Source organism: Citrobacter sp. MGH100 (assembly GCF_001034465.1).
Taxonomy (GTDB): Bacteria; Pseudomonadota; Gammaproteobacteria; order Enterobacterales; family Enterobacteriaceae; genus Citrobacter; species Citrobacter youngae.
This window is the reverse complement of sequence record NZ_KQ089800.1, coordinates 2,085,418-2,108,557: the sequence shown is the minus strand read 5'-3', so window position 1 is coordinate 2,108,557 and position 23,140 is coordinate 2,085,418. Positions and strand designations below refer to the sequence as shown.

The window sequence follows — 23,140 nt, the reverse complement described above, 5'->3', positions numbered from 1 at the left end:
CGGGTTTGCATGGTTGTCAGGTTGTTAAATCCAGAAAAGATGTTATAGAAACAAAATGTAACATCTCTCTGGATAGGACAACGGATAACAACTATGAATAAATCAGGGAAGTACCTCGTCTGGACAGTGCTCTCCGTAATGGGAGCATTTGCCCTCGGCTATATAGCATTAAACCGTGGTGAACAGATCAACGCGTTGTGGATAGTCGTGGCGTCGGTCTGTGTCTACCTTATCGCTTACCGTTTCTATGGCCTGTACATCGCGAAAAATGTACTGGCGCTGGACCCGACGCGTATGACGCCAGCCGTGCGTCATAACGACGGTCTGGACTATGTTCCCACCGATAAAAAAGTACTGTTTGGTCACCATTTTGCAGCGATTGCCGGAGCGGGTCCGTTAGTTGGACCGGTGCTGGCGGCGCAAATGGGCTATCTGCCAGGGATGATCTGGCTGCTCGCCGGGGTAGTGCTGGCCGGCGCGGTGCAGGACTTTATGGTGCTGTTTGTTTCTACCCGTCGCGATGGTCGTTCCCTTGGCGAACTGGTGAAAGAAGAGATGGGCCCAACGGCAGGCGTCATTGCGCTGGTGGCCTGTTTTATGATCATGGTGATTATCCTCGCGGTACTGGCGATGATTGTCGTGAAAGCGCTAACCCACAGCCCGTGGGGAACTTACACCGTAGCGTTCACTATCCCGCTGGCGATTTTTATGGGGATTTACCTGCGTTATCTGCGCCCGGGTCGCATTGGCGAAGTGTCGGTCATCGGTCTGGTGTTCCTGGTATTTGCCATTATTTCCGGTGGCTGGGTGGCGGAGAGTCCTACCTGGGCCCCTTATTTTGACTTTACCGGTGTACAGCTGACCTGGATGCTGGTGGGCTACGGTTTCGTGGCTGCCGTGCTGCCGGTCTGGCTGCTGCTGGCACCGCGCGATTACCTTTCTACCTTCCTGAAAATCGGCACCATTGTGGGTCTGGCGGTAGGGATCCTGATCATGCGCCCGACGCTGACCATGCCTGCGTTGACCAAGTTTGTTGACGGTACCGGCCCGGTCTGGAGCGGTAACCTGTTCCCGTTCCTGTTTATTACCATCGCCTGCGGCGCAGTCTCTGGTTTCCACGCGCTGATTGCCTCCGGCACCACGCCGAAGATGCTGGCGAATGAAGGTCAGGCCTGTTTTATCGGCTATGGCGGGATGCTGATGGAATCCTTTGTCGCCATTATGGCGCTGGTAGCGGCCTGTGTTATCGATCCGGGCGTCTACTTTGCGATGAACAGCCCGATGGCGGTACTGGCACCTGCCGGAACCACCGATGTGGTTGCGTCAGCGGCACAGGTCGTGAGCAGTTGGGGCTTTGTTATCACGCCTGATACGCTGCATCAGATCGCGAACGATGTCGGCGAACAATCCATTATCTCCCGTGCAGGCGGCGCGCCGACGCTGGCGGTGGGCATGGCGTATATTCTGCACGGTGCGCTGGGTGGCATGATGGATGTGGCATTCTGGTATCACTTCGCCATTCTGTTTGAAGCCCTGTTTATTCTGACGGCAGTAGACGCCGGTACGCGCGCCGCGCGCTTTATGCTGCAGGATCTGCTGGGCGTGGTGTCACCAGGGCTGAAACGTACCGATTCGCTGCCAGCGAACCTGTTGGCGACGGCGCTGTGCGTACTGGCCTGGGGTTACTTCCTGCACCAGGGCGTGGTGGATCCACTGGGCGGTATTAACACCCTGTGGCCGCTGTTTGGTATCGCCAACCAGATGCTGGCCGGTATGGCGTTGATGCTCTGTGCGGTGGTGCTATTCAAGATGAAACGCCAGCGCTACGCATGGGTGGCGCTGGTGCCAACCGCCTGGCTGCTGATTTGTACCCTGACCGCTGGCTGGCAGAAAGCGTTTAGCCCGGATGCGAAAATCGGCTTCCTGGCTATCGCCAACAAATTCCAGGCGATGATCGACAGCGGTAACATTCCGGCGCAGTACACCCAGTCGCAGCTGACGCAGCTGGTGTTTAACAACCGCCTGGATGCGGGTCTCACCATCTTCTTCATGGTAGTCGTTGTGGTGCTGGGTCTGTTCTCCATCAAAACTGCGCTGGCAGCGTTGAAAGAGGACAAACCAACGTCGAAAGAGACGCCGTACGAGCCGATGCCTGAGAATGTCGAAGAGATCGTGGCGCAGGCGAAAGGCGCGCACTAATATTCTCTTAACCAATGAGCCCTCTCCTGAACGGGGAGGGCGTTTGTACGACAGGGAATCACTATGTTTGAAACACTCGCCAAAGCCGGGAAGTATTTAGGTCAAACCGCCCGGTTAATGATCGGTGTGCCGGATTACGACAACTATGTTGAACATATGCGCGTCACGCATCCGGACCAAACGCCAATGACCTACGAAGAGTTTTTCCGCGAGCGCCAGGATGCGCGCTATGGGGGGAAAGGCGGCGCGAAGTGCTGTTGATTTTTTGCCGGATGGCGCTAACGCTTATCCGGCCTACAACAATGCTTTGACCGTAGTCCTGAAAAGGCGAAGCCGCCATCAGGCAACCTGCACCATAGTCATACCGTAAATGACTCTACCTTTTCGAATGCTGCGCGCAGTGTCTCCGACGTTAACGTTACCGGCAGGGCGTGAATGGACTCCACCGGGCGCAGGGTGTGCGCAATCACTTTGTCGATTTCTGCGCGGTTTTGGATGTCCACGTCCAGTTGAGCTAATCGGGTTGGCAAATTGAAGCGCTGATAGGCGGTAATTAACTGCGCCAGCACAGCATCTTGTCCCAACAACGCGCTCTGCACCAGTATGCCGTACGCTACTTTGGTGCCATGTAAAAATTTCTCCGTTTGCGGGAGGACGGTCAGGCCATTATGCACCGAGTGTGCCGCCGCCACGCGGGTGTAGCGCTCGCCCAGACCGCCGACCATGCCGCCTCCGGCAATGATCGCATCCACCACGTCGCAAAATGCACGGGTCAGTTCACCATGCTGCTTATCTGCCAGCGCCTGCTCGCTGCTCTGAAGGAGAACGTCGCGGATCGCCAATGCGCCGTTGATGCCAAGACGTACAGTCAGCGGCAAGGTTTCAGGCTGTGGGGCGAGCACAACCGCTTCGTACCATTTCGCCAACGTGTCCCCGATACCAGCCAGCAAATACGCGTCTGGCGCATTAAGCACGATCTCTGGCTCTACCAGTACCAAAAAATTGGCATCATCGAAAATTTCGAAATGCAGTGCCTGACCTGCATCGTTGTACCACACGGACAGCGGCGTCCAGGCAGCGCAGGTCGCCGCAATCGTAGGAATACCGACAAACGGCAAATCCAGACGACGGGCCAACGCTTTAGCGGTGTCGAGCAATGTTCCTCCACCCACGCCAATCACCACGCTGCGATTCTCTCCCGACTCTTTTGCCAGTTGAGTAACATCGGTTTCGCTGCAATGTCCCGTAAACAGTAGGCGCTTAGCCTCGGCAAGATGAAAGGCCTCTGGCAGATAAGGCCGGGCTGCATTGATGGCGCGCTCACCATATACCCAGACGGCGCGTGAGAGTTGATCCTTTGTGAAAAAATCGTTGAGTCTCGACAGGCTGCCGCGATGGGAAAAATAGTTAGCCGGGCCGGTGACGACGCGAATCTCGGTATTACTCATGTTGTGTTGTCCTTTTGGCTGTCCTGTCCAGGCAGGTTATTTTTATATAGACGTCTGAACGTCTTGATTGCCAAATACTAGCATCGTGCTATAGTGGCTTCAACCACAACATTACACGCTGGGATAACAATAATGAGTAATAACCCGCTGATTCCGAAAAGCAAACTGCCTAATCTGGGCACCACTATTTTCACGCAAATGAGCGCGCTGGCGCAGCAGCACCAGGCCATTAACCTCTCGCAGGGATTTCCTGATTTTGATGGTCCACTCTTTTTACAAGAACGTCTGGCGTATCACGTCGCGCATGGCGCAAACCAGTATGCGCCGATGACGGGCGTACAGCCGCTGCGAGAGGCCATTGCGGATAAAACCGCGCAGTTGTACGGCTATAGACCCGACGCAAATAGCGAAGTGACCGTTACTGCGGGGGCAACGGAAGCATTGTACGCCGCGATCACGGCACTGGTACGGCCTGGCGATGAGGTGATCTGTTTTGACCCGAGCTACGACAGCTATGCGCCCGCGATCGAATTATCCGGCGGCGAGGTTAAACGCATCGCGCTGCAACCGCCGTCTTTTCGCGTCGACTGGCAGGAATTTGCTGCGCTAATCAGTGACCGCACCCGGCTGGTGATCCTAAATACACCGCATAACCCCTCGGCTACGGTATGGCAGAAGGCGGACTTTGAGGCGTTATGGCAGGCTATTAACCGGCATGAGATTTATGTTGTCAGTGACGAAGTCTACGAGCATATCTGTTTTGCCACGCATGGGCATGCCAGCGTGCTGGCGCATCCGCAACTAAGGGCGCGCGCAGTTGCCGTTTCATCATTTGGCAAAACCTATCATATGACGGGCTGGAAAGTGGGGTACTGTGTTGCGCCACCAGCTATCAGCGCGGAGTTACGTAAGGTCCATCAGTATTTAACCTTCTCGGTCAACACGCCGGCACAACTGGCGCTGGCGGATATGCTGCGCGAAGATCCGACGCACTACCGTGAGCTGCCCGCGTTTTATCAGAGAAAACGTGATGTGCTGGTGAATGCGCTGCGTGACAGTCGGCTGGAAATACTACCCTGCGAAGGGACGTACTTTTTGCTGATTGATTACAGTGCTGTTTCTGATCTCAACGATGTGGCGTTTTGCCAATGGCTGACTAAAGAGGTCGGCGTGGCGGCGATACCACTGTCCGTTTTCTGCGCCGATCCTTTCCCACATAAGCTGATTCGCCTGTGTTTTGCTAAGCAAGAATCGACGCTGCTGGCAGCGGCAGAACGCCTGGTTACGCTGTAGTGACGCGATTTCGCTACTTCACCGTCCAGGCTTTGGAGAATCGACGGTCGGCAAATAACTCTTGCAGACCGTTGATTTGCTTCAGACGTAAGACTTCGTCGCTATCCATCCCCAGTTCTTTACCGATTTTCTCTTCGCTCCAGCCTAATTGTGATAATTCACGAACGATTTCCGACATGGCATGGATTTGATGCCGCCCACGGGCACGATTGTGGCGGATTGTCGCCGCCATGCGCTCATGACGCCCGCGTTGCAGACAGGCAACGGGCAGATAACCTTTCAGGCGTGATTTTAGCGATGATTTGTTTTTGCCGATTTCATGTCGATGGAATCCGTCGACGATTTCATATTCTTCCGGGGTTGATTGAACCACGACGATCGGTTGTGTGAAGCCATCGGCTTCAATGGATTTCAGCAGTAGCTTTTTCTCCGGCGGCGCAACGTTATTTGGGTTGTAATCATTTGGCGAAATAGCGCTGTTTTTGATCCACAGAACGCAGTCTACCGGTTCTTCACGGAAAGGACTGACGCTATGGATTGCCATCCTGAATTCATTGATTGCTTCAATTCGTTCTTCTTCTGAAAGGCCAGAAAGAAAACCGGTGAGTTCCTGAGTTAGTCGTCGTTGCATAAGATCCCCCATTCCTGGCGTTTGGTTTTCATACGTTCGTTATAACGCTGATAGTTTTTCATTTTTGTGGGACTGAATGAGAGTGCCCGACACCAGTAGTCATTATTCAGCAGTACTTTGCAGATCCGTCTCCATGAGGGGATATCTTTAGAACCAATATCGTTTTCCTGGGTTTGAGGAATATTATCGATCCCTTTTTTCTTGTACCACTGTAAATAGACGGCGATTTTGTTGCGGTAGTGCTCTGCGGTCTGTTGCGGCATGCTGTCTAATAGCAGCATGGCGTACGCTTGCCAGCTTAAATGCTCAGGTTTTAATATTTTCCGGTGGCCGTAAAAATGGTTGTCATGACCGGCGTATATTCCGCCGCTTTTAACGCCGCTAACCCGGGTGCACATGGCTGCCCATCGCTGTGGCTCAATAACATGATACAGCCACAGTCCCTGGCGTTGTTCCGGGCCAAAGGGTTCGCAAATGCGCATATATCGTGTTGGCACGCCAGCCTGGTACATCAGGTTATACAGGGGGTTGCATGGCATTTTTGTTTTCGCAAACCATGTCCATATATCGGCTGTTTTCCAGTCATACACCGGATAGATATACCAGGTGTGTCCTCCCGGTGCGGCGGTAGTCCACGGTTTGTCATCGGCAAAACGTTGCTTACGTGAATGGGCAATGGCGACAAAACGGTTATATGACTCGTCGGCACGGATGCCTACCATCATTGCCGCAGGACGTTTTTCTGAAAACCAGTCAGCGAACTCACGAACGAATTGTTCAAAGGTCATGCCGGGTTGGTAGAAATGAAAGAAACTGGGATCGGTAATCGCATCTGCTGGTGGTTGCCGCACCCATTGTGTATTGGGTTCCCAACACTGCCATTCCGGTTGAAATTGTGAGAGAGAATTTTGGGTGGTGAGCGGTATTGCTACCCAATAAAAACGTTCTATAACGTCAGAATAGTGTTCTCGTAGCGCTTCAACATAGTCGATAGTACAAGAGAACTGGGCTTCCCAGTCAATAAACAATACGCTTATTTTTTTATGTAACTGGCGTGCAAGAGTGGCGGTGAGATGCATCATGAGCCCGGAGTCTTTCCCTCCAGACAGTGAAACGCACACGCGAGGCAGTGTTTCCAAAGTCCAGGTAATGCGTTCCTGAGCGGCTTCCAGCACGCTCTGACTCAGAGGGATTTTGTAAACAGACATAGCAAGTCCATACTGAAAGAATAAAAGAGTAACATCTCTAATGTATACTTTGAATAAGATATGCCAATTTACGAAGCGTGCAACCTTTAAATATATTCACTTAATGTATTTAAAATATTTTTTTATTTAGTGTATGTATGGTTCTTTGAGATGTCGCTTTTTTCGGTTTTTTTGTTTATTTTTGTTATGGAGTTCTCAAAGTTTTTGTTGTTAAGTGAGGCCCGGTTGTACATTAAAAATAGATTTATTGATGGCGGCTTAATATCTGTTCTGATTTTCTTTAAATTGAATAATGACGAATATAATTCAAAGGTTGGTTTAGGAATGAAACCAATGATATCTGTAATGGATATAATGTTGATAATAGACATTAGTGAATCACTAGAGAACCCGGTTTTACGATTGGCGAGAAAAGCATTTGTTTCCGACTGGTGCTCTTTTACACCAGCATCGTCAGAGAGAAACCGCGAAAACTGTTCTTCCAGTATTTCATTTAACGTTGTTTTTTCATTTATTCTGGGGTGGTTTTTGCCACAGACCAATACGGTCTCAATTGTCCTGAATGGGGTGCATATAATTGAGCGGTTAACGATCGGTGATGTCGTGATGACAACATCCGCTTTACGGTAGGCGAGTAAGTCTTCAGCGGTTTCCGATGTTATCAGAATATCACGATGTTCAATTTCAACATATTTGTCTTCCCTGATAGATTTAATTAACTCACTTATGTAGGCATTGCTGATAATTTGCGGACTGTAAATGACGAATTTTTTCTTCAGACTGGAGCTGTGCATGATATTTATTGTTTCTTCCAGACTGTTGAGATTGTTCTCAAGGTGATGGTGTAGATTGACCGCCGTTACGGTAGGCGTAATACCTTTCCCTGCCCGAATAAACAAAGGATCATTGAATTGAGTGCGAAGCCTTTGTAGCGACTGGCTAACGGCTGAGGGGGTAATAAACAGCGTTTCGGCGGCTTTGCTTATGCTCAGATTCTGATAGATACACTCGAAAATAACCAGCAGGTTCAGATCGAATTTTTTGAGGTCGTAAAGGTTAGCCATACGCTAATTCCTGTTTTAGTTTAGTTGTGAAATATTTCATTTTGTTATGTATAAGTTGTAATGCATTATCGTTTCATATACATGTAAAACTTAATGAATAGTTTACTACTACTTAAAATAGCACAGGCAGGGTTATTTTTTCGGTAAAAAGTGCTAACGGGTTAATTGATATAGAAAAGAAGAATGATTGATATGAAAATAATATCAATCATTCGTTGCGTATATTTATTTGGCTCCCATGATAATATCCAGCTTCTCTTTATCGGGCAAACCTACTGCCTGTTGCAGGGTATTATCTTTGCTCATGTAATAAATGGCGGGTGTGACATTGGCGCCTAAATCGTCCATTAGTTTTTGGTTGATATTCAGCGTCTTCATTTGCTCGGCAGGCGGGTTTGCTGGCAGTGCCAGCGTCATTTTGCCGCCGGAGGCTTCATAGTCGTGCCAGGTTTTAGCGGGGTCCTTGCTTGCCAGAATGGCCGCAGCGGTTGCCGGGCTTTCGGGTTTTATTACGCCAACCAGCAACGTGCGCAGTTGGACTTTACCGGCGTCCACCCACGGGCGCGCCTGCTGCCAGAACTGTTTACAATAGGGACAGAAGGGATCGGCAAACACATACACAATAACTGGCGCGTCTTTTTTGCCATCCAGAATCCACGACGCTTTTTCCATGCGTTGCCACATCTCGCGCCCGGCAGGGGCATAGATCTCTTTTTCTATCAGCGCATTACTCAGGTTTTCACCTTTCTCGTTATACATATAGCCGGAGATCGCCTGTTTTCCATCAGGCGTCACATAGATAGTGACCCCCATGTCCTGATATTTGCCCAGATAACCTTTCATGCCTCCCGGGGCGTCGAACGACTTCAGAATCGTAATGCCCTGTTTCTCAATCGCTTTCACGGGGGCAGGAAGCTCTTCAGCGTGGACGACTGCAGGGAGCAGAGCTAAGAGTAATGTACGTTTAAACATTGATTTTCCTTATAAAATTAGAAGGAAAGGGAGTTAAGTTGCAAAACCTATCGCAGCCATAGGTAAGATCGACAGTCTGTCGATTGCCCTTTCGGTAGTTGGGTGATGTAATCCCAATCGCTGTTACGACCTTGGTTAAGGTAATGTAGAGCGCAACACATAGCCAGTTCTGCTGGCACTGAAGTTACTTGCGGGTAACTCGGGTAATGAGGCTCCCTGCAAAGGGAGCCTTTTTTACTTTTAGAATAGGGTTTACACCATGCGGTTGAGTCGGTTGTTAGTTAACGCTTATTGATTTGATAAAGGAAACGCATTAGCCCTTATCAATGATTTTCGTTAACTTATCCCTCAACGAAAACACGGAGGAAGTACAGATGTCTTTGATTAATACCAAAATTAAACCTTTCAAAAACCAGGCGTTCAAAAACGGTGAGTTCATCGAAGTAACCGAGAAAGATACCGAAGGTCGTTGGAGTGTCTTCTTCTTCTACCCGGCTGATTTTACGTTCGTATGTCCGACCGAGCTGGGCGACGTTGCTGACCATTACGAAGAACTGCAGAAACTGGGTGTGGACGTTTACTCTGTTTCCACTGACACTCATTTTACTCACAAAGCATGGCACAGCAGCTCTGAAACCATCGCGAAAATCAAATATGCGATGATCGGCGACCCGACTGGCGCCCTGACCCGTAACTTCGACAACATGCGTGAAGATGAAGGTCTGGCTGACCGTGCAACATTTGTTGTTGACCCGCAGGGTATCATCCAGGCAATCGAAGTTACCGCTGAAGGTATCGGCCGTGATGCGTCTGACCTGCTGCGCAAAATTAAAGCTGCACAGTATGTCGCTTCCCACCCAGGTGAAGTTTGCCCGGCTAAGTGGAAAGAAGGCGAAGCGACCTTAGCACCATCTTTAGATCTGGTCGGCAAGATCTAAGTCTGTTTTGCCTTGCGGCGCTGCGCTTGCATAGGCCTACGAAACCGTAGGCCGGGTAAACGAAGTGCCACCCGGCAATCAATGGGCGCAGACGCGCCCATTTCATTCCAGCACCATGACGCAAGTTGCATTGATGCGGCCCCGCGAATTCGGCTTGCATGATGATGTTTTCAGAGAGGGAAGAATAATGCTCGACACAAATATGAAAACCCAGCTCAAGGCTTATCTTGAGAAACTGACCAAACCTGTTGAGCTGATTGCTACGCTGGATGACAGCGCTAAATCGGCAGAAATCAAGGAACTGCTGACTGAAATTGCTGAACTGTCAGAAAAAGTCACCTTTAAAGAAGACAATACTCTGGCCGTACGTAAGCCATCGTTCCTGATTACCAATCCTGGTTCTCACCAGGGGCCGCGCTTTGCCGGTTCTCCGCTGGGGCATGAGTTTACCTCTCTGGTTCTGGCGCTGTTGTGGACAGGCGGTCATCCGTCAAAAGAGGCACAGTCACTGCTGGAGCAGATCCGCGACCTCGACGGGGACTTTGAGTTTGAAACCTATTATTCGCTTTCCTGCCATAACTGCCCGGATGTGGTGCAAGCGCTCAACCTGATGTCTGTACTTAACCCACGCATCAAGCATACGGCGATTGATGGCGGTACATTCCAGAACGAAATTACCGATCGTAACGTCATGGGCGTACCGGCGGTCTATATGAACGGCAAAGAGTTCGGCCAGGGTCGTATGACGCTGACTGAAATCGTAGCGAAAGTGGATACCGGTGCAGAAAAGCGCGCAGCGGAAGAGTTGAATAAGCGTGATGCTTACGATGTGCTGATCGTCGGTTCGGGTCCTGCCGGGGCAGCGGCTGCGGTGTACTCTGCACGTAAAGGTATTCGCACCGGTCTGATGGGCGAACGCTTTGGCGGTCAGGTTCTTGATACCGTTGATATCGAAAACTACATCTCTGTACCTAAAACCGAAGGCCAGAAACTGGCTGGCGCACTGAAAGCACATGTTGATGATTACGATGTTGATGTTATTGATAGCCAGAGTGCGAGCAAACTGGTTCCGGCAGCTCAGGAAGGTGGTTTGCATCAGATTGAAACGGCTTCCGGCGCGGTGTTGAAAGCACGCAGCATCATCATTGCTACCGGTGCAAAATGGCGCAACATGAATGTTCCGGGTGAAGATCAGTATCGCACCAAGGGCGTAACCTACTGTCCGCACTGTGATGGCCCGCTGTTTAAAGGCAAGCGTGTCGCGGTGATAGGTGGCGGTAACTCGGGTGTTGAAGCGGCTATCGATCTGGCGGGTATCGTCGAGCACGTGACGTTGCTGGAATTTGCCCCGGAAATGAAAGCCGATCAGGTTCTGCAGAATAAAGTCCGCAGTCTGAAAAACGTCGACATTATTCTGAATGCGCAAACCACAGAAGTGAAAGGCGACGGCAGTAAAGTCACCGGTCTGGAGTATCGTGACCGCGTCAGCGGTGATATCCACAATGTGGAACTGGCGGGTATCTTTGTGCAGATTGGCCTGTTGCCAAATACCAACTGGCTGGAAGGCGCCGTTGAGCGTAACCGCATGGGTGAAATCATCATTGATGCCAAGTGCGAGACCAGCGTGAAGGGCGTTTTCGCGGCCGGAGACTGCACCACCGTACCGTATAAGCAGATTATCATTGCGACTGGCGAAGGTGCCAAAGCATCATTGAGCTCGTTTGATTATCTGATTCGCACCACAACCGTATAAGAAAGTAAGACTCACCTGCAAAAGAAGCGAAATGCCCGATAGCACAAGCATATCGGGCCTACAAATGGGATATCATCGGTTTGTAGGAGAAAGAGGCTACCGGAAGGTAGCCTCTTTTTTTATTAGCGAACTACCAGCACCGGTAAGGTAGCGTGGCGGACAACGCTGGAGGCGTTAGATCCGAGCAGATGGGTGCTGATTGATGGGTTACGCGATCCGATGACCACCACATCTGCATTCAACTCTTCACCCAATTCGTTTACCACATCACGCACGCTACCAAAGCGAACGTGCTGCTTAATGCGGGAAGGATCGATACTGAAGTGACCGACCATCGTTTGCAGACGGGTTTCCGCTTCGTGTTGCAGATGCTCTTCAAAACGACGAACGTCAGCGGCAAAACGGTGCAGACTCAGACTGGCAGAACCCGGGAGCACATGCAGCAGATGGATCACCCCTTTATCTTGTGCCAGAAATTCTGCATGGCGAACAGCCTTGTCGCTCAGTTCCATTTCGAATACATCAACAGGCATTATGATTGTGTTGTACATAAACATTCTCCTTGTCATTACATGAACACATAACAGCATAGTATTAAAAATGATTCTGTCAGTCACGACACAGATTTATGTTTTGCGAACAGGAGAAAAGGAAGTGTAGTAAGTGAAAGAAAGCAGGGGTTGAAGCGGAAAGAGGATGCGGATGCATCCCCTGTAAGATAAAGCGAGTCGCTTTGATAAGACAGAGTTAGCGCAGGTAGTCGCCTGCAGCTTCAGGCTGGTACTCAAGCTCGATGACTTCGAGGTGGGTCGATGTACCGCCCGGTAATTCCCAATGGATCGTATCGCCAACGCGCAGGCCCAGAAGCGCTGCACCGACTGGCGCCATTACCGAAAGCTGTGTACTGCTGTCAGTCATATTGGCCGGATATACCAGGGTACGTACACGCACTTCGCCATCGCTCAGATTGCGGAATTTCACGCGGCTGTTCATGGTCACCACGTCGTGCGGCATGGTTTCCGGGGAACACATTTGGGCGCGATCCAGTTCAGCGTTTAATGCGTCCGCTATCGGTAAACCAGCAAACGCAGGTTGCTCCAACAGGCGGTCAATGCGTTCCGCATCGAGGTCGTTAATGATAATAGTTGGTCTGGACATTTATTACTCCATGTCGTCGATACTGCGGATGCGCAGGTAAATAATCCCAAAAGAAAACCCTCACCGTCAGGCGGCAAGGGTTTAGCTTTTATGATGATACTGAGACTTACCCCATGTTTGAAGTGATTTAGTTCACATTCAGGCAAATCATCAATATTGTCGCGTATGGTGTAATGTCAGCCAGTTAAGCATTATAGGGAACATGTGATTCCGGCTCAGGGTTCCGTTCACTTCAGCGGCATCACTTTTCTGCGGCACAGCCCCCGTGAACGGGCAAGGGAGGCTCGCCGCCGCCTCCCTTGCAACCCAGGCTCCCGGCGGGAAAATCGTCGCTACGCGATGTATTCGTCTTATGCCGTCTGCCTGTCGGGTCGGGGCCGAGCCTACGTCCATGCAGGCCGTCCCCTCTGTCCGCATCCCTGCGGACAGACCCGGTCAGCCGTCAACGCCTCATCGATTTTCAGCCGGACCGGGGTCATCGCTTCAACGCTCTGACTTCCAGCTCAATCTGTTTTGCTGTTTAAACAAAAAACGCAGATGGTCAGGTGTGGGCTGGTCCGGCTGAAAATTGCCAACGTGTTTCCGTAAGGCCGGGAGAGCCAGCATGGATGCTGGCTCAGGGCGCGCTTTGCAGGGACGCTACCTCGCGCCCGGCCCGGTAGCCTGGAGGAATAAGCGGAGGGAACCACGAAGTGGCAATTTTCCGCCGGGAGCCGGGATTGTTAAGGGTACAGCGATAGTACCCTTAACACGTTCACAGGCAGTATGGTTTCAGAGAAGTGAAAAACATAAGGTGAACGGAACAATACACCAGAGGCAACAGGTTCATTACCTTTAGTTCGTTAACTGACAAGCATTACGCGTATGGTGTGATTTTAGCCGAAAAACGTGATCGTTCTCAAATTTGCATTATGCTTTTTAAGCGCTCGCTGCGGGCGCGTCACGACAACTCAGTGTTCCTCGACAGGAGATCTCATGAGCCAGTACGACAAACTTACCTTAAAAGATGGCAGCTATTTGCATTTCAAAGACTGGGGAAGCGGCCAGCCCATTGTGTTCAGCCATGGTTGGCCGCTAACCGCAGATGCATTTGAAGATCAGATGCTGTTTCTCGGGTCGAAAGGATTTCGTGTGATAGCCCATGACAGACGAGGGCACGGGCGTTCGGCCCAGCCCTGGGATGGCCACAATATGGATCAGTATGCTGACGATTTGGCCGAACTTACCGCGTATCTCAATCTCAAAGATGCTGTGCATGTCGGGCACTCTACCGGCGGTGGCGAAGTTGCTCGTTATATTGGCCGCCATGGGACGCAGAGGGTCGCAAAAGCGGTGTTAATTGGCGCGGTGACGCCCATTATGATCAAGACCGACTTTAATCCAAATGGCGTGCCGAAAGAGGTATTCGATGGCATTCGTGAAGGGGTTGTGAACGATCGCGCCGCCTTTTTCTATGAATTGACCGCTGCATTCTATGGCTACAACCGTCCTGGCGCAAAAGAGTCGAAAGCCGTCAGGGAAAGTTTTGTTGAACAGGGTTTACAAGGCTCCATCAAAGCGTTGTACGACTGTATCCACGCGTTTTCGGAAACAGATCTGCGTGAGGATCTCAAAAAAATGACCATCCCGACGCTGGTGATCCACGGTGACGACGATCAGATTGTCCCGTTTGAAACCTGCGGAAAGGTCGCGGCGGAAATACTGCCTGATTCGCAGTTGAAGATATATGTCGGCGGCTCGCATGGTATTTGCACCACCCATAAACAACAGATCAACGGTGACCTGCTCAACTTTATTCAGTCGTAATCGTTGGCAGATTGTTCTACGCTGATCTTCTTTTTCCAGGGGGATGAGCGAAGCATAATTTGTGCTGCGCTGACGTTAACTTCAACAGGGAACGCTATGTATTTCTATCAACCGTCACAGGGACACGGCTTACCGCATGACCCGCTAAATGCCATCATTGGACCGCGCCCGATTGGCTGGATTGCGTCGCGTGACAGTAACGGTCGGCATAATCTGGCACCGTACAGTTTCTTTAACTGCTTTAACTATCATCCACCGATTATCGGTTTTGCCAGCAGCGGCTGGAAAGACAGTGTGCAGAATATTATCGAAACAGGTGAGTTTGTCTGGAACCTGACCACCCTTGAGCTGGCCACTGCGATGAACGAAACGTCAGCCAGCTTGCCGCACGGTGAGGACGAGTTTTTTGCCGCCGGGCTTAGCAAAGCAGAGAGTCGGTTAGTTAACGTGCCGCGCGTGGCACAAAGTCCCGTCAATTTTGAGTGTCGTTTATCACAGAGCCTGCAACTGACTGCCGCAGATGGCTCACCGGTTGATACCTGGCTGGTATTGGGGGAAGTGGTGGGCATCCACATCGATGAAACGCTGCTGGAAGACGGCATCTATCAGACGGCGAAAGCGAAGCCGGTACTGCGTGCTGGTGGGCCAACGGCGTATTATTCGATCAGTGAAACACACCGTTTTGATTTAGTTCGCCCGGACGCCCGAGCAAAACGCTAAGCTTACGGACCGACGCCAGCTTGCAGCGTCGGTCGCAAGTTTCAATATCCCACTTTGTCGATAATAAACTGTTTACCACAGCTACCTGGATGTGGTTGCGGTAAGAATGACTGTGCAGATAACGTCTGGTTGATGTTGTCGGCTTTCAGGGATAACTGGATCTCAGTGAGATACGCTGGATTGCCGTGGCAGCTTAGCTTCACAGCTTTGACGTTCTCTTTGCCCCAGCTTTTGGCAACTGCAGCGTCAAATGCGTTACGGCTGACGGTTTTGCCGTAGTTTTCCGCCAGGAATTTGCCCACCTCGCTGTTCTTAACCTCATTATTCAGCCGTACCATCGTGCCAAAGTACGCGTCGGGATCAAAACCGAAACACGCGCCATGTTTGGCATACTCGTAACGTTCCAGACAGGATCTCCCTCCAGCGCCGGGCATTACAGCGCTGAGTTTTGCTGCGCTTTCCAGCGACAGTCCGGTTTCGGGGGCCGCGCATTTACGGCTGGCACGTGCTTCAGGCAGGTTGGGAATTGGTCGCGTTGCGCAGCCAAAACGCATCCAGCGGCGGTTGTCTACTCCACGGGCGGCAATGGATTTAGGCAGGCTGGGCCATAAACCGTGAACGGTCAGGAAATCCGCTTTGTCTGCGCTCTCTTTTTGTAAACGACATTCGTCAGGTTCCTGACGATTACGCTCGTATTGGCTCTGACAAAATCCGGTTTGCCAGGAGAGGGCCAGCACGTAGCTGTCAAAGTCAGCGTACTGTTTTGCCTGGAGTTCATCGGCCTGAGCCGCAGAAACTGGCAGCAGAAGCGCTGCCAGTAATGAAGAATAACGCCATGTTGATGTCATGATGATTTCGAATACTTATATAAATTCTGAATATCATCTATTTAATCATAAAAAATGCCAGTCAGGTTTAGCTGACTGGCATCATTTTCATCAGGCGTGAACCGAAATGATTAGCTCCACATTGCCAGAATCGGCCAGCCGACCAGCAGAAGCATAGAGATGTAGATAACGCCGAAGATAGCACCCAGACGCCAGTAGTCTTTAGACTTCACATAACCACAGCCGTAGATGATAACGCCAGGGCCTGTTGCATACGGAGTCAGACAGCCCATGATACCGATGGACAACACCAGCAGGATACACAGGTGTTCCATCGGCACGCCCGGGATACCTTTACCTACCGCCAGAATAACCGGCAGCATGGTGGCGGTGTGCGCAGAAAGGCTGGCAAACAGGTAGTGAGCAAAGTAGAACACCAGCACCAGAACGATTACTGTTGCGTTAGGCGAGAAGCCTTCCAGGTGCGTGCTCATGGTGTTGGCGAACCAGTCGATAAAGCCTGAACGGGTTAAACCGTTGGCCATTACTACCAGAGTGGCAAGGTTGACCAGGGTGTTCCATGCGCTGTTATAGCGGGTAATATCTTTCCACGGTACCACGTGCAGCGCCAGCATCAGGGAGACTGCCAGCAGGCCCACTGCGGTAGCGTCAATGAGCTTGCCACCGAAAACCCACAGACCCAGGCTGAGCAGAACCAGACCGATCAGCGTTATCTCTTTACGGGTCAGTTTACCCATGGTTTTCAGTTCATCACCGGCCCATGCGGCAACTTCAGCACTGTGGGTGACTTCCGGCTTGTACAGAACATAGGACAGCCACGGAGCAACGATCAGCAAAATAATACCGACCGGCAGGAAGCTGAGGAACCACTGCAACCAGCTGATTTGAATCCCGGCGATTTTGTTAACGAATTCCAGACCCAGTACGTTTGGCGCAGCGCCGGTAACGAACATAGAGGAGCTCAGGCTGGTACTGATAACCATCATCCACATCAGATATCCGCCGATACGGCGCGCGGAAGGATCGTTAGGGAAGGATTTAAACAGCGGCGGCAGGTTTTTGATAACCGGGAATACAGTACCACCGGTACGCGCGGTGTTGGACGGTGTAAACGGCGCCAGCAGAATGTCGATGATAACAATCGCATAGCCCAGCGTCAGGGTACGTTTCCCCATGAATTTCACCAGGAACAGCGCGATACGACGACCCAGACCGGTGACCTCATAACCCAGCGCGAAAATAAACGCACCAAACACCAACCACACGGTGGTGCTGGAGAAGCCCGCCAGACCCCATTTCAGCGCTTGCTTACCCGCTTTAAATGCCGGGTCGGCCAGTTCTGAAGCATCAAACAGCAGATAGTTGCTGCCGATAACGCAGATCGTTACGGCGATAAAGCTGATCGCTGTTGCCGGAATTGGCTCCAGGATCATACCGACGATCATCGCCACAAACACGGCAAAGTAGTGCCAGGCCTGTGGAGGCATTCCATCAGGGACGGGGATAAGAAACATGACGCCCATTACGACCAATGGGGCCAGTAACTTCCATATTTTATCTTTTGCTAAAGACATGTGTGATTCTCCGGAAAGGATCTTTAATTGTGATAATGATGAACTTGTGAAATCTGAGCTAAGAACCAGGTGACGATCAGCAGATCGGCGCAGCCTCCGGGACTGAGGTTGCGTTCAATGCACTGTTGGTCGAACTGGTGTAGGTATTCGAGATCGGCAGGGGTACGAATCCCCCCTTGCTGTATCAGGGCGGTGGCCTGCTGCTGTAGCCAACGCAGACCTTCTGCGCCGCCACGTGAAGCCACGTTGGTGTCGCCGTTGATTGACATCAGCAGCAATAAAGTGTCGAGTAACGCCAGTTCAGGGTCGCGGCCCTGAGTCAGCAGTGCGCGGTAGTGCGGCAGGGCATGCTGGATGACGAGCGGGTATCCCGCTTCGGCTTCGCCCCGTGCGCCGGTTAATCCCAGTTGCTGATAAAGACGTTGGCCAGCCGTGAGTTGTTGATTGTTCTGGCGCAGTTCGCGCTCGGTCAGGCCCCGGCAAAATGTTGCTGCCGTAGAGCAAATGGTTTCAGCGGTAACAGTCAGTTGGAGCTGGTGCAGGCGGCCAATGGCGGCACACAGCAGTCCCAGAGAAAAGATGCTGCCTTTGTGGGTATTTACCCCAGCGGTGGCGCGAAACATATCAGCTTCGCAGGCCATACCCAGCGGACGCAGTCCTTTCAGTACTTCTTCAGGTGACAACTGCGCGCTGAATGCGCCGTATTCGATAAAACGTGGCAGCCAGGCCTGGATAGCCTCTGCGCTGCGATGAAAATCTTCCAGCGCCATATCTTTATGCGCGCCATTATTAATGCGATCCACCAGACCTGGTTTGGGCGATAAGTTGACTTCAGTCAGCATGGCGCGCCAGGCAAGCGTTGCGTAGGCGTCGGGCAGATCCAGTGGAAGGACTGCGTTATTCGTCGATGTTGCGGGAATCGGCATCATGCAGCAGTGCCTCCATTTGAATGAGTAAGTCGGAAAGCGCGTGGGTTTTACCCCGCGCACATTCGGCAGCGCTTTGCTCGCACAACAGACAGCGGCGGGCAGGAAGCGCGAAATGACGGCGGGACAGGATTTCTCCTTCAGGGGTCAGGACATCGATGTCCCATAACCGTCCCAGCGGATGTGAATGCTCAAGCCCGATAGTGGCGAGCTTGAGGTCGTGGGCTGGTGCCTCGATGGACAACAGACCTTCCGGACCGCTGGCGGAGACCAGCGCAGTTTGCTCCCTGACAATCCAGGATGATTGTTTCGCCAGTGCAAGCAGGGCGATGACGCCGTGATTAAAGATGCGACGGGTTAATTCGCTGTCTTTGATCGGACCTGGCGCTACCACGGTAAAAGAGACCAATGGCGCGTGGTGACGCGTGAGCCAGGCATGTTGCCTCGCTTGTCTCTCATCACGGCTGGCGAGCAGCTCGGGAATGGAAACCGCGTGGCAGGTGGCGTGTTCAGGGAGCAGGTGCATGGCTTATTCCTTCACCTGATGCACAACGTCAATCACTGAGCCATCGCGATAACGCACAACGGCAATTACGCGGTCAGTAAATTCGATTGCGCGTGGCTGACCGGTAAGCTGCTGTGCACGTTCGCGTAACCATTCAATGGACACGACTTTCATACCCGCTTCTTGCAGACGTTCTGCCAGCTCAGGGCGCGCAGGGTTGACGGCGATACCGTGGTCAGTGACCAGGATATCAACGCTGGAACCTGGGGTTACGCAGGTCAGGACGTTATCAACCAGCGTCGGGATACGCCCGCGAACCAGCGGTGCGACGATGATGGAAAGCGCTGCGGCAACAGCTGTATCACAGTGACCACCGGATGCGCCGCGCAGTACGCCGTCAGAACCGGTCAGTACGTTAACGTTGAAGTGGGTATCCACTTCAAGCGCGCTCAGCACCACGACGTCCAGACGATCGACAGAGGCGCCTTTTGAGCCCCAGTTGGCATACTGGTTAGCACTGATTTCAATGTGATTTGGATTGCGGGCCAGGGACTCAGCCGCATTACGGTCGAAGCTCTGTACATCCAGCAGTTTGCGGATTAAACCTTTCTCATGCAGGTCAACGATGGTGGCAGTGATACCGCCCAGCGCAAAGTCAGCACGGATGTCGCGGCTGCGCATTTTGTCTTCCAGGAAACGGGTAACGGCCAGAGACGCGCCGCCGGTGCCTGTCTGTAGTGAGAAGCCTTCATTGAAGTAGCCGGAGTTAGCAATAACCTCTGCCGCGCTGCGGGCGATCAGCAATTCGCGCGGGTTGGTGGTCATGCGAGTGGCATCAGCACCAATTTTGTCCGCATCACCGACCTGATCGATCTGCACGATCAGATCCACCTGATCCTGGGTAATGCTGGCTGGATTATGCGGGTAGGTCAGCAGCTGTTCGGTCAGCAGGACAACCTGTTTTGCGTTTTCGGCGTCTACGCGGGCATAGCCCAGTGAGCCGCAGCACGCTTTACCGGTATAACCGTTGGCGTTACCAAACGGGTCACAGGACGGCACGCCGAGGAAGGCGACATCAATGTTGAGCTCGCCGCTTTGTACCAGATGTACACGACCACCGTGAGAGTGGACCTGAACAGGTTCAGCCAGCAGACCGCGAGAGATCTCTTCTGCCAGCGGGCCACGCAGACCAGAAGTATAAATACGGCTGACGACACCCTGACGAATGTGTTCAACCAGCGGCGCATGGCAGTCGCTCAGGGAGCTGGAAGCCAGCGTCAGGTTTTTAAAGCCCATTGCAGCGATGGTATCCATCACCAGGTTGATCGTCAGATCGCCACCACGGAAAGCGTGGTGGAAGGAGATGGTCATGCCATCCTGTAAGCCTGAACGGCGAATGGCCTCTTCCAGGTTAGCGCACAGTTTTTTGTTGCGCGGTTTTTGCGCCTGTAATTCAACTTTTGCGGTGCTCTGATAAGCGGAAAGCTCGCTTTCTGCATGACGGCTCCAGGTCGCCACGCGATCCTGGCGTTGAGACTGTTCGATTTTCTGCGTCATTTTTTTGCCTTATTCTTCGCGAATGCCGGAAAGTTCTGCACGGGAGATAACCAGAAGGGCGCGCTCGATAACCGGGCTGTCGACCATCTTGCCGTTGAGGGAAACTACGCCACGGCCTTCACGGGCGGCGGCTTCAGCGGCTTCTACCACCAGACGTGCGTGAGCCAGCTCTTTGCGCGTCGGGGCATACAGGTTGTGCAGGAGTTCAATCTGACGCGGGTTGATGAGCGACTTACCATCGAAACCCAGTTGCTTGATGTGTGCGGCTTCGTGCAGGAAACCCGCTTCGTTATTGGCATCGGAATAGACGGTATCGAACGCCTGAATGCCCGCAGAACGCGCAGCCTGCAGAATTGAGCAGCGGGCAAACAGCAGTTCAGTACCCTCCGGCGAGCGTTCAGTGCGCAGGTTACGCACATAATCTTCCGCACCCAGAGCAATACCGATCAGACGCTCGGAAGCATGGGCAATTTCTACCGCGCGGGTAATACCTAATGGTGATTCGATAGCGGCCAACAGACCGGTGCTGCCGGGTTCACGACCACAGGCTTTCTCGATGCGCAGGATTTCGCTTTCGATGTCGATGACATCCTGGGCGGTATCCGTTTTGGGTAAACGCACGATGTCAGCACCACCGCGTACCACGGCTTCAAGGTCGTTGATGCCCCATTCGGAGTCGAGGGCGTTTACGCGCACGATAGTTTCAACGTCGTGATACAGCGGATGCTGCAGCGCGTGATAGACCATGCGGCGCGCGGTGTCTTTCTCACGCAGTGCGACGGAGTCTTCCAGGTCGAACATCAGCGCATCTGCCGGGTAGATGAATGAGTTGCTGACCATCGCGGCGTTAGCGCCTGGTACGAACAACATGCTGCGGCGTGTGCGGGATTTACGTTGTTGTAAAGAATCGGAAATCATTGGCAATCCTCCCATGGCAGTGCCGGAATGCCGCTGGCGCGGGCCAGTAATGCTTCCAGTCGCGCACGTAAAATGCAGTCCAGTGCGCCTTTATCATCAACATTTAATTGCACGCCGCGGACGTTATAGCGGGACAGAACGTCCAGAATGGTGGCCCTGATGGCATCACCGAACTGCTTTTCGACGCTACTGTTAACCTGCAGGTCAATATCCTGCGTATCGAGCGGGGCGATGCGGATCATCACATCACCGGACTCGAGAGTGCCTGCGACGGCTGCCTGGTTTATTTTCATTTTTCACCTGTTGCTAATGCGGGGGTATTTTGGCGGACTGCCGCAGCCGATGAGGTTCGCTCAACCATGCTTTGCAAGTAGTGCAGCGTGGCTTCGGGTACCAGGGATGCGATAGCCGTGAGATCTTTTTTAACCAGCAGCTTGCGCACCCAGGAGGCGGAAATCGGCATCTCCTGGAAACACAGCCGCTCAATTTCCACCAGTTCAATCGGCGGGGCGGGAAGTGTTGGGGTCTCCAGCCAGTAGCGCATATCGTTGTTGTACTGGGAGGTGACGGTGCAATATGGCTCAGTACCGACGAAACGGTGCGTAACACCGAGTGCCGGGGCCAGGTACTGACGGAAAATTTTCAGGTCTATTTCGGTGTAGCAGTGGTTAATAACGCTCTGCTCTTTAATGAAGTAGCACGGGAACGTGGCGCGAGAGATGATGTATTCCGAACCGCGGTGTACGGTTAAACGTGGAATATCTTTTGTCCCTTTGAGGACCAGGTCCAGTCGGTCTTCATACGGGAAACGCGAAGTATCTTCTTTCACCAAAAACAGATGCAGCCAGTCGCACTGTGCGGCGGCTTGTTGGATCAGAAAACGGTGCCCGTTGGTGAAGGGGTTGGCATTCATCACGATACAGCCAATTTTTTTCCCTTCACGGCGCTGTTTTGCCAGTGATTCAGCGTAACGTTTCAGACGCGTGGTGCTGTTTTCCATTAACACCATAATGCCGGGCACGCTGGTCAGCGTCGAAAAGCCGCACTGCTTAAACAGTGACTCATACTCGGTTTTGGTATAGATGAAGAGATGGGTGCAATGCCGCTCGTAGGCAAGGTTGATTAACTCAGTCGCCAGCGTCAGCGCTAAGCCTTCACCGCGTACGGATTCACAGATCGCGACGCATTTAATGATATTGCCAGCGATGCCGCCACAGGCGATGAGGCGGTCATTACGGGTGACGGTGATAAATACTTCGACGGTGGTATCAACGCTCAAATCGTTCTCTTTCAGAAATTGAGCGATAACCGCCATCTTTTTATTTTCTGAGCGTTTAACTTGCGTGAATATATTATTACCGAACATAGTAAATAGAGCCCCGATGGTATATTTGTTACTGGGTTTCTGTTTTTGTTGCTCTGTTTAGCAACTTGATAACGTTTTGTTTGCAATTGAAGGGAATGTTTTTTTATTACGGAGTATTTCTTTTTTTCCCTGTTGCATACATCGTAAGGAGTATTTTGGCGGCAAATTTTGATTTATTTCACAATAAGTTAGATGGTTTTAATGTGTTTTATGGTTTTAAGTTTTTTAATTAATTTAACCCGAAAATAGCGTGTGG

22 protein-coding genes are annotated in these 23,140 nt (G+C 51.9%); 7 read left to right on the top strand and 15 right to left on the bottom strand.

Annotated elements, in window-relative coordinates; genetic code table 11:
* The first annotated feature begins 93 nt into the window (after nt 1-93).
* Both cstA and SK32_RS09955 read left to right on the top strand, forming a co-directional pair.
* Nucleotides 94-2,199, top strand: a complete 2,106-nt coding sequence (gene cstA / locus SK32_RS09960; protein ID WP_016152202.1) for a pyruvate/proton symporter CstA — start codon at nt 94-96, stop codon at nt 2,197-2,199.
* A 63-nt stretch (nt 2,200-2,262) separates the two neighbouring features.
* Complete coding sequence (locus tag SK32_RS09955; RefSeq protein WP_003022064.1) at nt 2,263-2,460, top strand: YbdD/YjiX family protein; 198 nt, start codon at nt 2,263-2,265, stop codon at nt 2,458-2,460.
* Between the two features lie 98 nt (nt 2,461-2,558).
* Here the strand turns inward: SK32_RS09955 and SK32_RS09950 are convergent, their stop codons facing one another.
* Entirely contained in the window at nt 2,559-3,647 is a 1,089-nt protein-coding gene (locus SK32_RS09950; protein WP_048212324.1) for an oxidoreductase, read from the bottom strand.
* A 132-nt stretch (nt 3,648-3,779) separates the two neighbouring features.
* On the opposite strand from SK32_RS09950, the gene SK32_RS09945 reads away from it, so the two are divergent.
* On the top strand, nt 3,780-4,940 hold the full coding sequence (locus SK32_RS09945) for a pyridoxal phosphate-dependent aminotransferase (protein WP_048212323.1): 1,161 nt from the start codon (nt 3,780-3,782) through the stop codon (nt 4,938-4,940).
* Between the two features lie 13 nt (nt 4,941-4,953).
* On the opposite strand, the gene SK32_RS09940 is transcribed toward SK32_RS09945, so the two are convergent.
* From SK32_RS09940 to dsbG, 4 genes are all read right to left on the bottom strand, one after another.
* Nucleotides 4,954-5,571 carry an IbrB-like domain-containing protein gene (locus SK32_RS09940; protein WP_048212322.1) on the bottom strand — a complete coding sequence of 206 codons (618 nt, stop codon included), beginning with the start codon at nt 5,569-5,571 and terminating at the stop codon, nt 4,954-4,956.
* Nucleotides 5,556-6,779 carry a phosphoadenosine phosphosulfate reductase gene (locus SK32_RS09935; protein ID WP_048212321.1) on the bottom strand — a complete coding sequence of 408 codons (1,224 nt, stop codon included), beginning with the start codon at nt 6,777-6,779 and terminating at the stop codon, nt 5,556-5,558. The genes SK32_RS09940 and SK32_RS09935 overlap by 16 nt, the downstream gene beginning before the upstream one ends.
* Nucleotides 6,780-6,901: 122 nt before the next feature.
* Nucleotides 6,902-7,843, bottom strand: a complete 942-nt coding sequence (citR, locus tag SK32_RS09930) for a DNA-binding transcriptional repressor CitR (RefSeq protein ID WP_048212320.1) — start codon at nt 7,841-7,843, stop codon at nt 6,902-6,904.
* 225 nt (nt 7,844-8,068) lie between these two features.
* On the bottom strand, nt 8,069-8,815 hold the full coding sequence (dsbG, locus tag SK32_RS09925; protein ID WP_048212319.1) for a thiol:disulfide interchange protein DsbG: 747 nt from the start codon (nt 8,813-8,815) through the stop codon (nt 8,069-8,071).
* A 374-nt stretch (nt 8,816-9,189) separates the two neighbouring features.
* Between dsbG and ahpC the strand changes: the two genes are divergently transcribed.
* Both ahpC and ahpF read left to right on the top strand, forming a co-directional pair.
* Nucleotides 9,190-9,753, top strand: a complete 564-nt coding sequence (gene ahpC, locus SK32_RS09920) for an alkyl hydroperoxide reductase subunit C (RefSeq protein WP_002894394.1) — start codon at nt 9,190-9,192, stop codon at nt 9,751-9,753.
* A 187-nt stretch (nt 9,754-9,940) separates the two neighbouring features.
* Nucleotides 9,941-11,506, top strand: a complete 1,566-nt coding sequence (gene ahpF, locus SK32_RS09915; protein ID WP_048212318.1) for an alkyl hydroperoxide reductase subunit F — start codon at nt 9,941-9,943, stop codon at nt 11,504-11,506.
* Nucleotides 11,507-11,628: 122 nt separating this feature from the next.
* On the opposite strand, the gene uspG is transcribed toward ahpF, so the two are convergent.
* A complete protein-coding gene (uspG, locus tag SK32_RS09910; protein ID WP_005120854.1) occupies nt 11,629-12,057 on the bottom strand; it encodes a universal stress protein UspG in 429 nt (142 codons plus the stop codon).
* Nucleotides 12,058-12,253: 196 nt separating this feature from the next.
* Nucleotides 12,254-12,664: a nucleoside diphosphate kinase regulator gene (gene rnk / locus SK32_RS09905; RefSeq protein ID WP_005120853.1), complete on the bottom strand. Its 411-nt coding sequence runs from the start codon at nt 12,662-12,664 to the stop codon at nt 12,254-12,256.
* A gap of 975 nt (nt 12,665-13,639) precedes the next feature.
* Here rnk and SK32_RS09895 point away from each other — a divergent pair.
* The gene (locus SK32_RS09895; RefSeq protein ID WP_048212316.1) at nt 13,640-14,470 is read left to right on the top strand and encodes an alpha/beta fold hydrolase; all 831 of its coding nucleotides are present in this window, start codon (nt 13,640-13,642) and stop codon (nt 14,468-14,470) included.
* 96 nt (nt 14,471-14,566) lie between these two features.
* Nucleotides 14,567-15,190 (top strand): flavin reductase family protein, encoded by a 624-nt coding sequence (locus tag SK32_RS09890; protein WP_048212315.1) that lies wholly within the window; start codon nt 14,567-14,569, stop codon nt 15,188-15,190.
* A gap of 41 nt (nt 15,191-15,231) precedes the next feature.
* Here the strand turns inward: SK32_RS09890 and rna are convergent, their stop codons facing one another.
* The 8 genes from rna to citC form a co-directional block, all read right to left on the bottom strand.
* The gene (gene rna / locus SK32_RS09885; RefSeq protein ID WP_048212314.1) at nt 15,232-16,038 is read right to left on the bottom strand and encodes a ribonuclease I; all 807 of its coding nucleotides are present in this window, start codon (nt 16,036-16,038) and stop codon (nt 15,232-15,234) included.
* Nucleotides 16,039-16,148: 110 nt separating this feature from the next.
* Nucleotides 16,149-17,612 carry a citrate/succinate antiporter CitT gene (gene citT, locus SK32_RS09880; RefSeq protein WP_048212313.1) on the bottom strand — a complete coding sequence of 488 codons (1,464 nt, stop codon included), beginning with the start codon at nt 17,610-17,612 and terminating at the stop codon, nt 16,149-16,151.
* A 23-nt stretch (nt 17,613-17,635) separates the two neighbouring features.
* Complete coding sequence (gene citG / locus SK32_RS09875) at nt 17,636-18,541, bottom strand: triphosphoribosyl-dephospho-CoA synthase CitG (RefSeq protein WP_048212312.1); 906 nt, start codon at nt 18,539-18,541, stop codon at nt 17,636-17,638.
* Entirely contained in the window at nt 18,510-19,064 is a 555-nt protein-coding gene (citX, locus tag SK32_RS09870; RefSeq protein WP_048212311.1) for a citrate lyase holo-[acyl-carrier protein] synthase, read from the bottom strand. Before citX ends, citG begins: the two co-directional genes overlap by 32 nt.
* A gap of 3 nt (nt 19,065-19,067) precedes the next feature.
* A complete protein-coding gene (citF, locus tag SK32_RS09865; RefSeq protein ID WP_048212310.1) occupies nt 19,068-20,600 on the bottom strand; it encodes a citrate lyase subunit alpha in 1,533 nt (510 codons plus the stop codon).
* Between the two features lie 9 nt (nt 20,601-20,609).
* The gene (locus SK32_RS09860) at nt 20,610-21,518 is read right to left on the bottom strand and encodes an aldolase/citrate lyase family protein (RefSeq protein ID WP_048212309.1); all 909 of its coding nucleotides are present in this window, start codon (nt 21,516-21,518) and stop codon (nt 20,610-20,612) included.
* The gene (gene citD / locus SK32_RS09855; RefSeq protein ID WP_005120843.1) at nt 21,515-21,811 is read right to left on the bottom strand and encodes a citrate lyase acyl carrier protein; all 297 of its coding nucleotides are present in this window, start codon (nt 21,809-21,811) and stop codon (nt 21,515-21,517) included. Before citD ends, SK32_RS09860 begins: the two co-directional genes overlap by 4 nt.
* Entirely contained in the window at nt 21,808-22,884 is a 1,077-nt protein-coding gene (gene citC, locus SK32_RS09850; protein ID WP_048212308.1) for a [citrate (pro-3S)-lyase] ligase, read from the bottom strand. Before citC ends, citD begins: the two co-directional genes overlap by 4 nt.
* Between the last annotated feature and the right edge of the window lie 256 nt (nt 22,885-23,140).

Bases quoted from the DNA above. Each gene is read 5' to 3' on its own strand.
- cstA (WP_016152202.1), top strand. From the start codon at position 94: ATGAATAAATCAGGGAAGTACCTCGTCTGGACAGTGCTCTCCGTAATG.
- SK32_RS09955 (WP_003022064.1), top strand. From the start codon at position 2,263: ATGTTTGAAACACTCGCCAAAGCCGGGAAGTATTTAGGTCAAACCGCC.
- SK32_RS09950 (WP_048212324.1), bottom strand. From the start codon at position 3,647: ATGAGTAATACCGAGATTCGCGTCGTCACCGGCCCGGCTAACTATTTT.
- SK32_RS09945 (WP_048212323.1), top strand. From the start codon at position 3,780: ATGAGTAATAACCCGCTGATTCCGAAAAGCAAACTGCCTAATCTGGGC.
- SK32_RS09940 (WP_048212322.1), bottom strand. From the start codon at position 5,571: ATGCAACGACGACTAACTCAGGAACTCACCGGTTTTCTTTCTGGCCTT.
- SK32_RS09935 (WP_048212321.1), bottom strand. From the start codon at position 6,779: ATGTCTGTTTACAAAATCCCTCTGAGTCAGAGCGTGCTGGAAGCCGCT.
- citR (WP_048212320.1), bottom strand. From the start codon at position 7,843: ATGGCTAACCTTTACGACCTCAAAAAATTCGATCTGAACCTGCTGGTT.
- dsbG (WP_048212319.1), bottom strand. From the start codon at position 8,815: ATGTTTAAACGTACATTACTCTTAGCTCTGCTCCCTGCAGTCGTCCAC.
- ahpC (WP_002894394.1), top strand. From the start codon at position 9,190: ATGTCTTTGATTAATACCAAAATTAAACCTTTCAAAAACCAGGCGTTC.
- ahpF (WP_048212318.1), top strand. From the start codon at position 9,941: ATGCTCGACACAAATATGAAAACCCAGCTCAAGGCTTATCTTGAGAAA.
- uspG (WP_005120854.1), bottom strand. From the start codon at position 12,057: ATGTACAACACAATCATAATGCCTGTTGATGTATTCGAAATGGAACTG.
- rnk (WP_005120853.1), bottom strand. From the start codon at position 12,664: ATGTCCAGACCAACTATTATCATTAACGACCTCGATGCGGAACGCATT.
- SK32_RS09895 (WP_048212316.1), top strand. From the start codon at position 13,640: ATGAGCCAGTACGACAAACTTACCTTAAAAGATGGCAGCTATTTGCAT.
- SK32_RS09890 (WP_048212315.1), top strand. From the start codon at position 14,567: ATGTATTTCTATCAACCGTCACAGGGACACGGCTTACCGCATGACCCG.
- rna (WP_048212314.1), bottom strand. From the start codon at position 16,038: ATGACATCAACATGGCGTTATTCTTCATTACTGGCAGCGCTTCTGCTG.
- citT (WP_048212313.1), bottom strand. From the start codon at position 17,612: ATGTCTTTAGCAAAAGATAAAATATGGAAGTTACTGGCCCCATTGGTC.
- citG (WP_048212312.1), bottom strand. From the start codon at position 18,541: ATGATGCCGATTCCCGCAACATCGACGAATAACGCAGTCCTTCCACTG.
- citX (WP_048212311.1), bottom strand. From the start codon at position 19,064: ATGCACCTGCTCCCTGAACACGCCACCTGCCACGCGGTTTCCATTCCC.
- citF (WP_048212310.1), bottom strand. From the start codon at position 20,600: ATGACGCAGAAAATCGAACAGTCTCAACGCCAGGATCGCGTGGCGACC.
- SK32_RS09860 (WP_048212309.1), bottom strand. From the start codon at position 21,518: ATGATTTCCGATTCTTTACAACAACGTAAATCCCGCACACGCCGCAGC.
- citD (WP_005120843.1), bottom strand. From the start codon at position 21,811: ATGAAAATAAACCAGGCAGCCGTCGCAGGCACTCTCGAGTCCGGTGAT.
- citC (WP_048212308.1), bottom strand. From the start codon at position 22,884: ATGTTCGGTAATAATATATTCACGCAAGTTAAACGCTCAGAAAATAAA.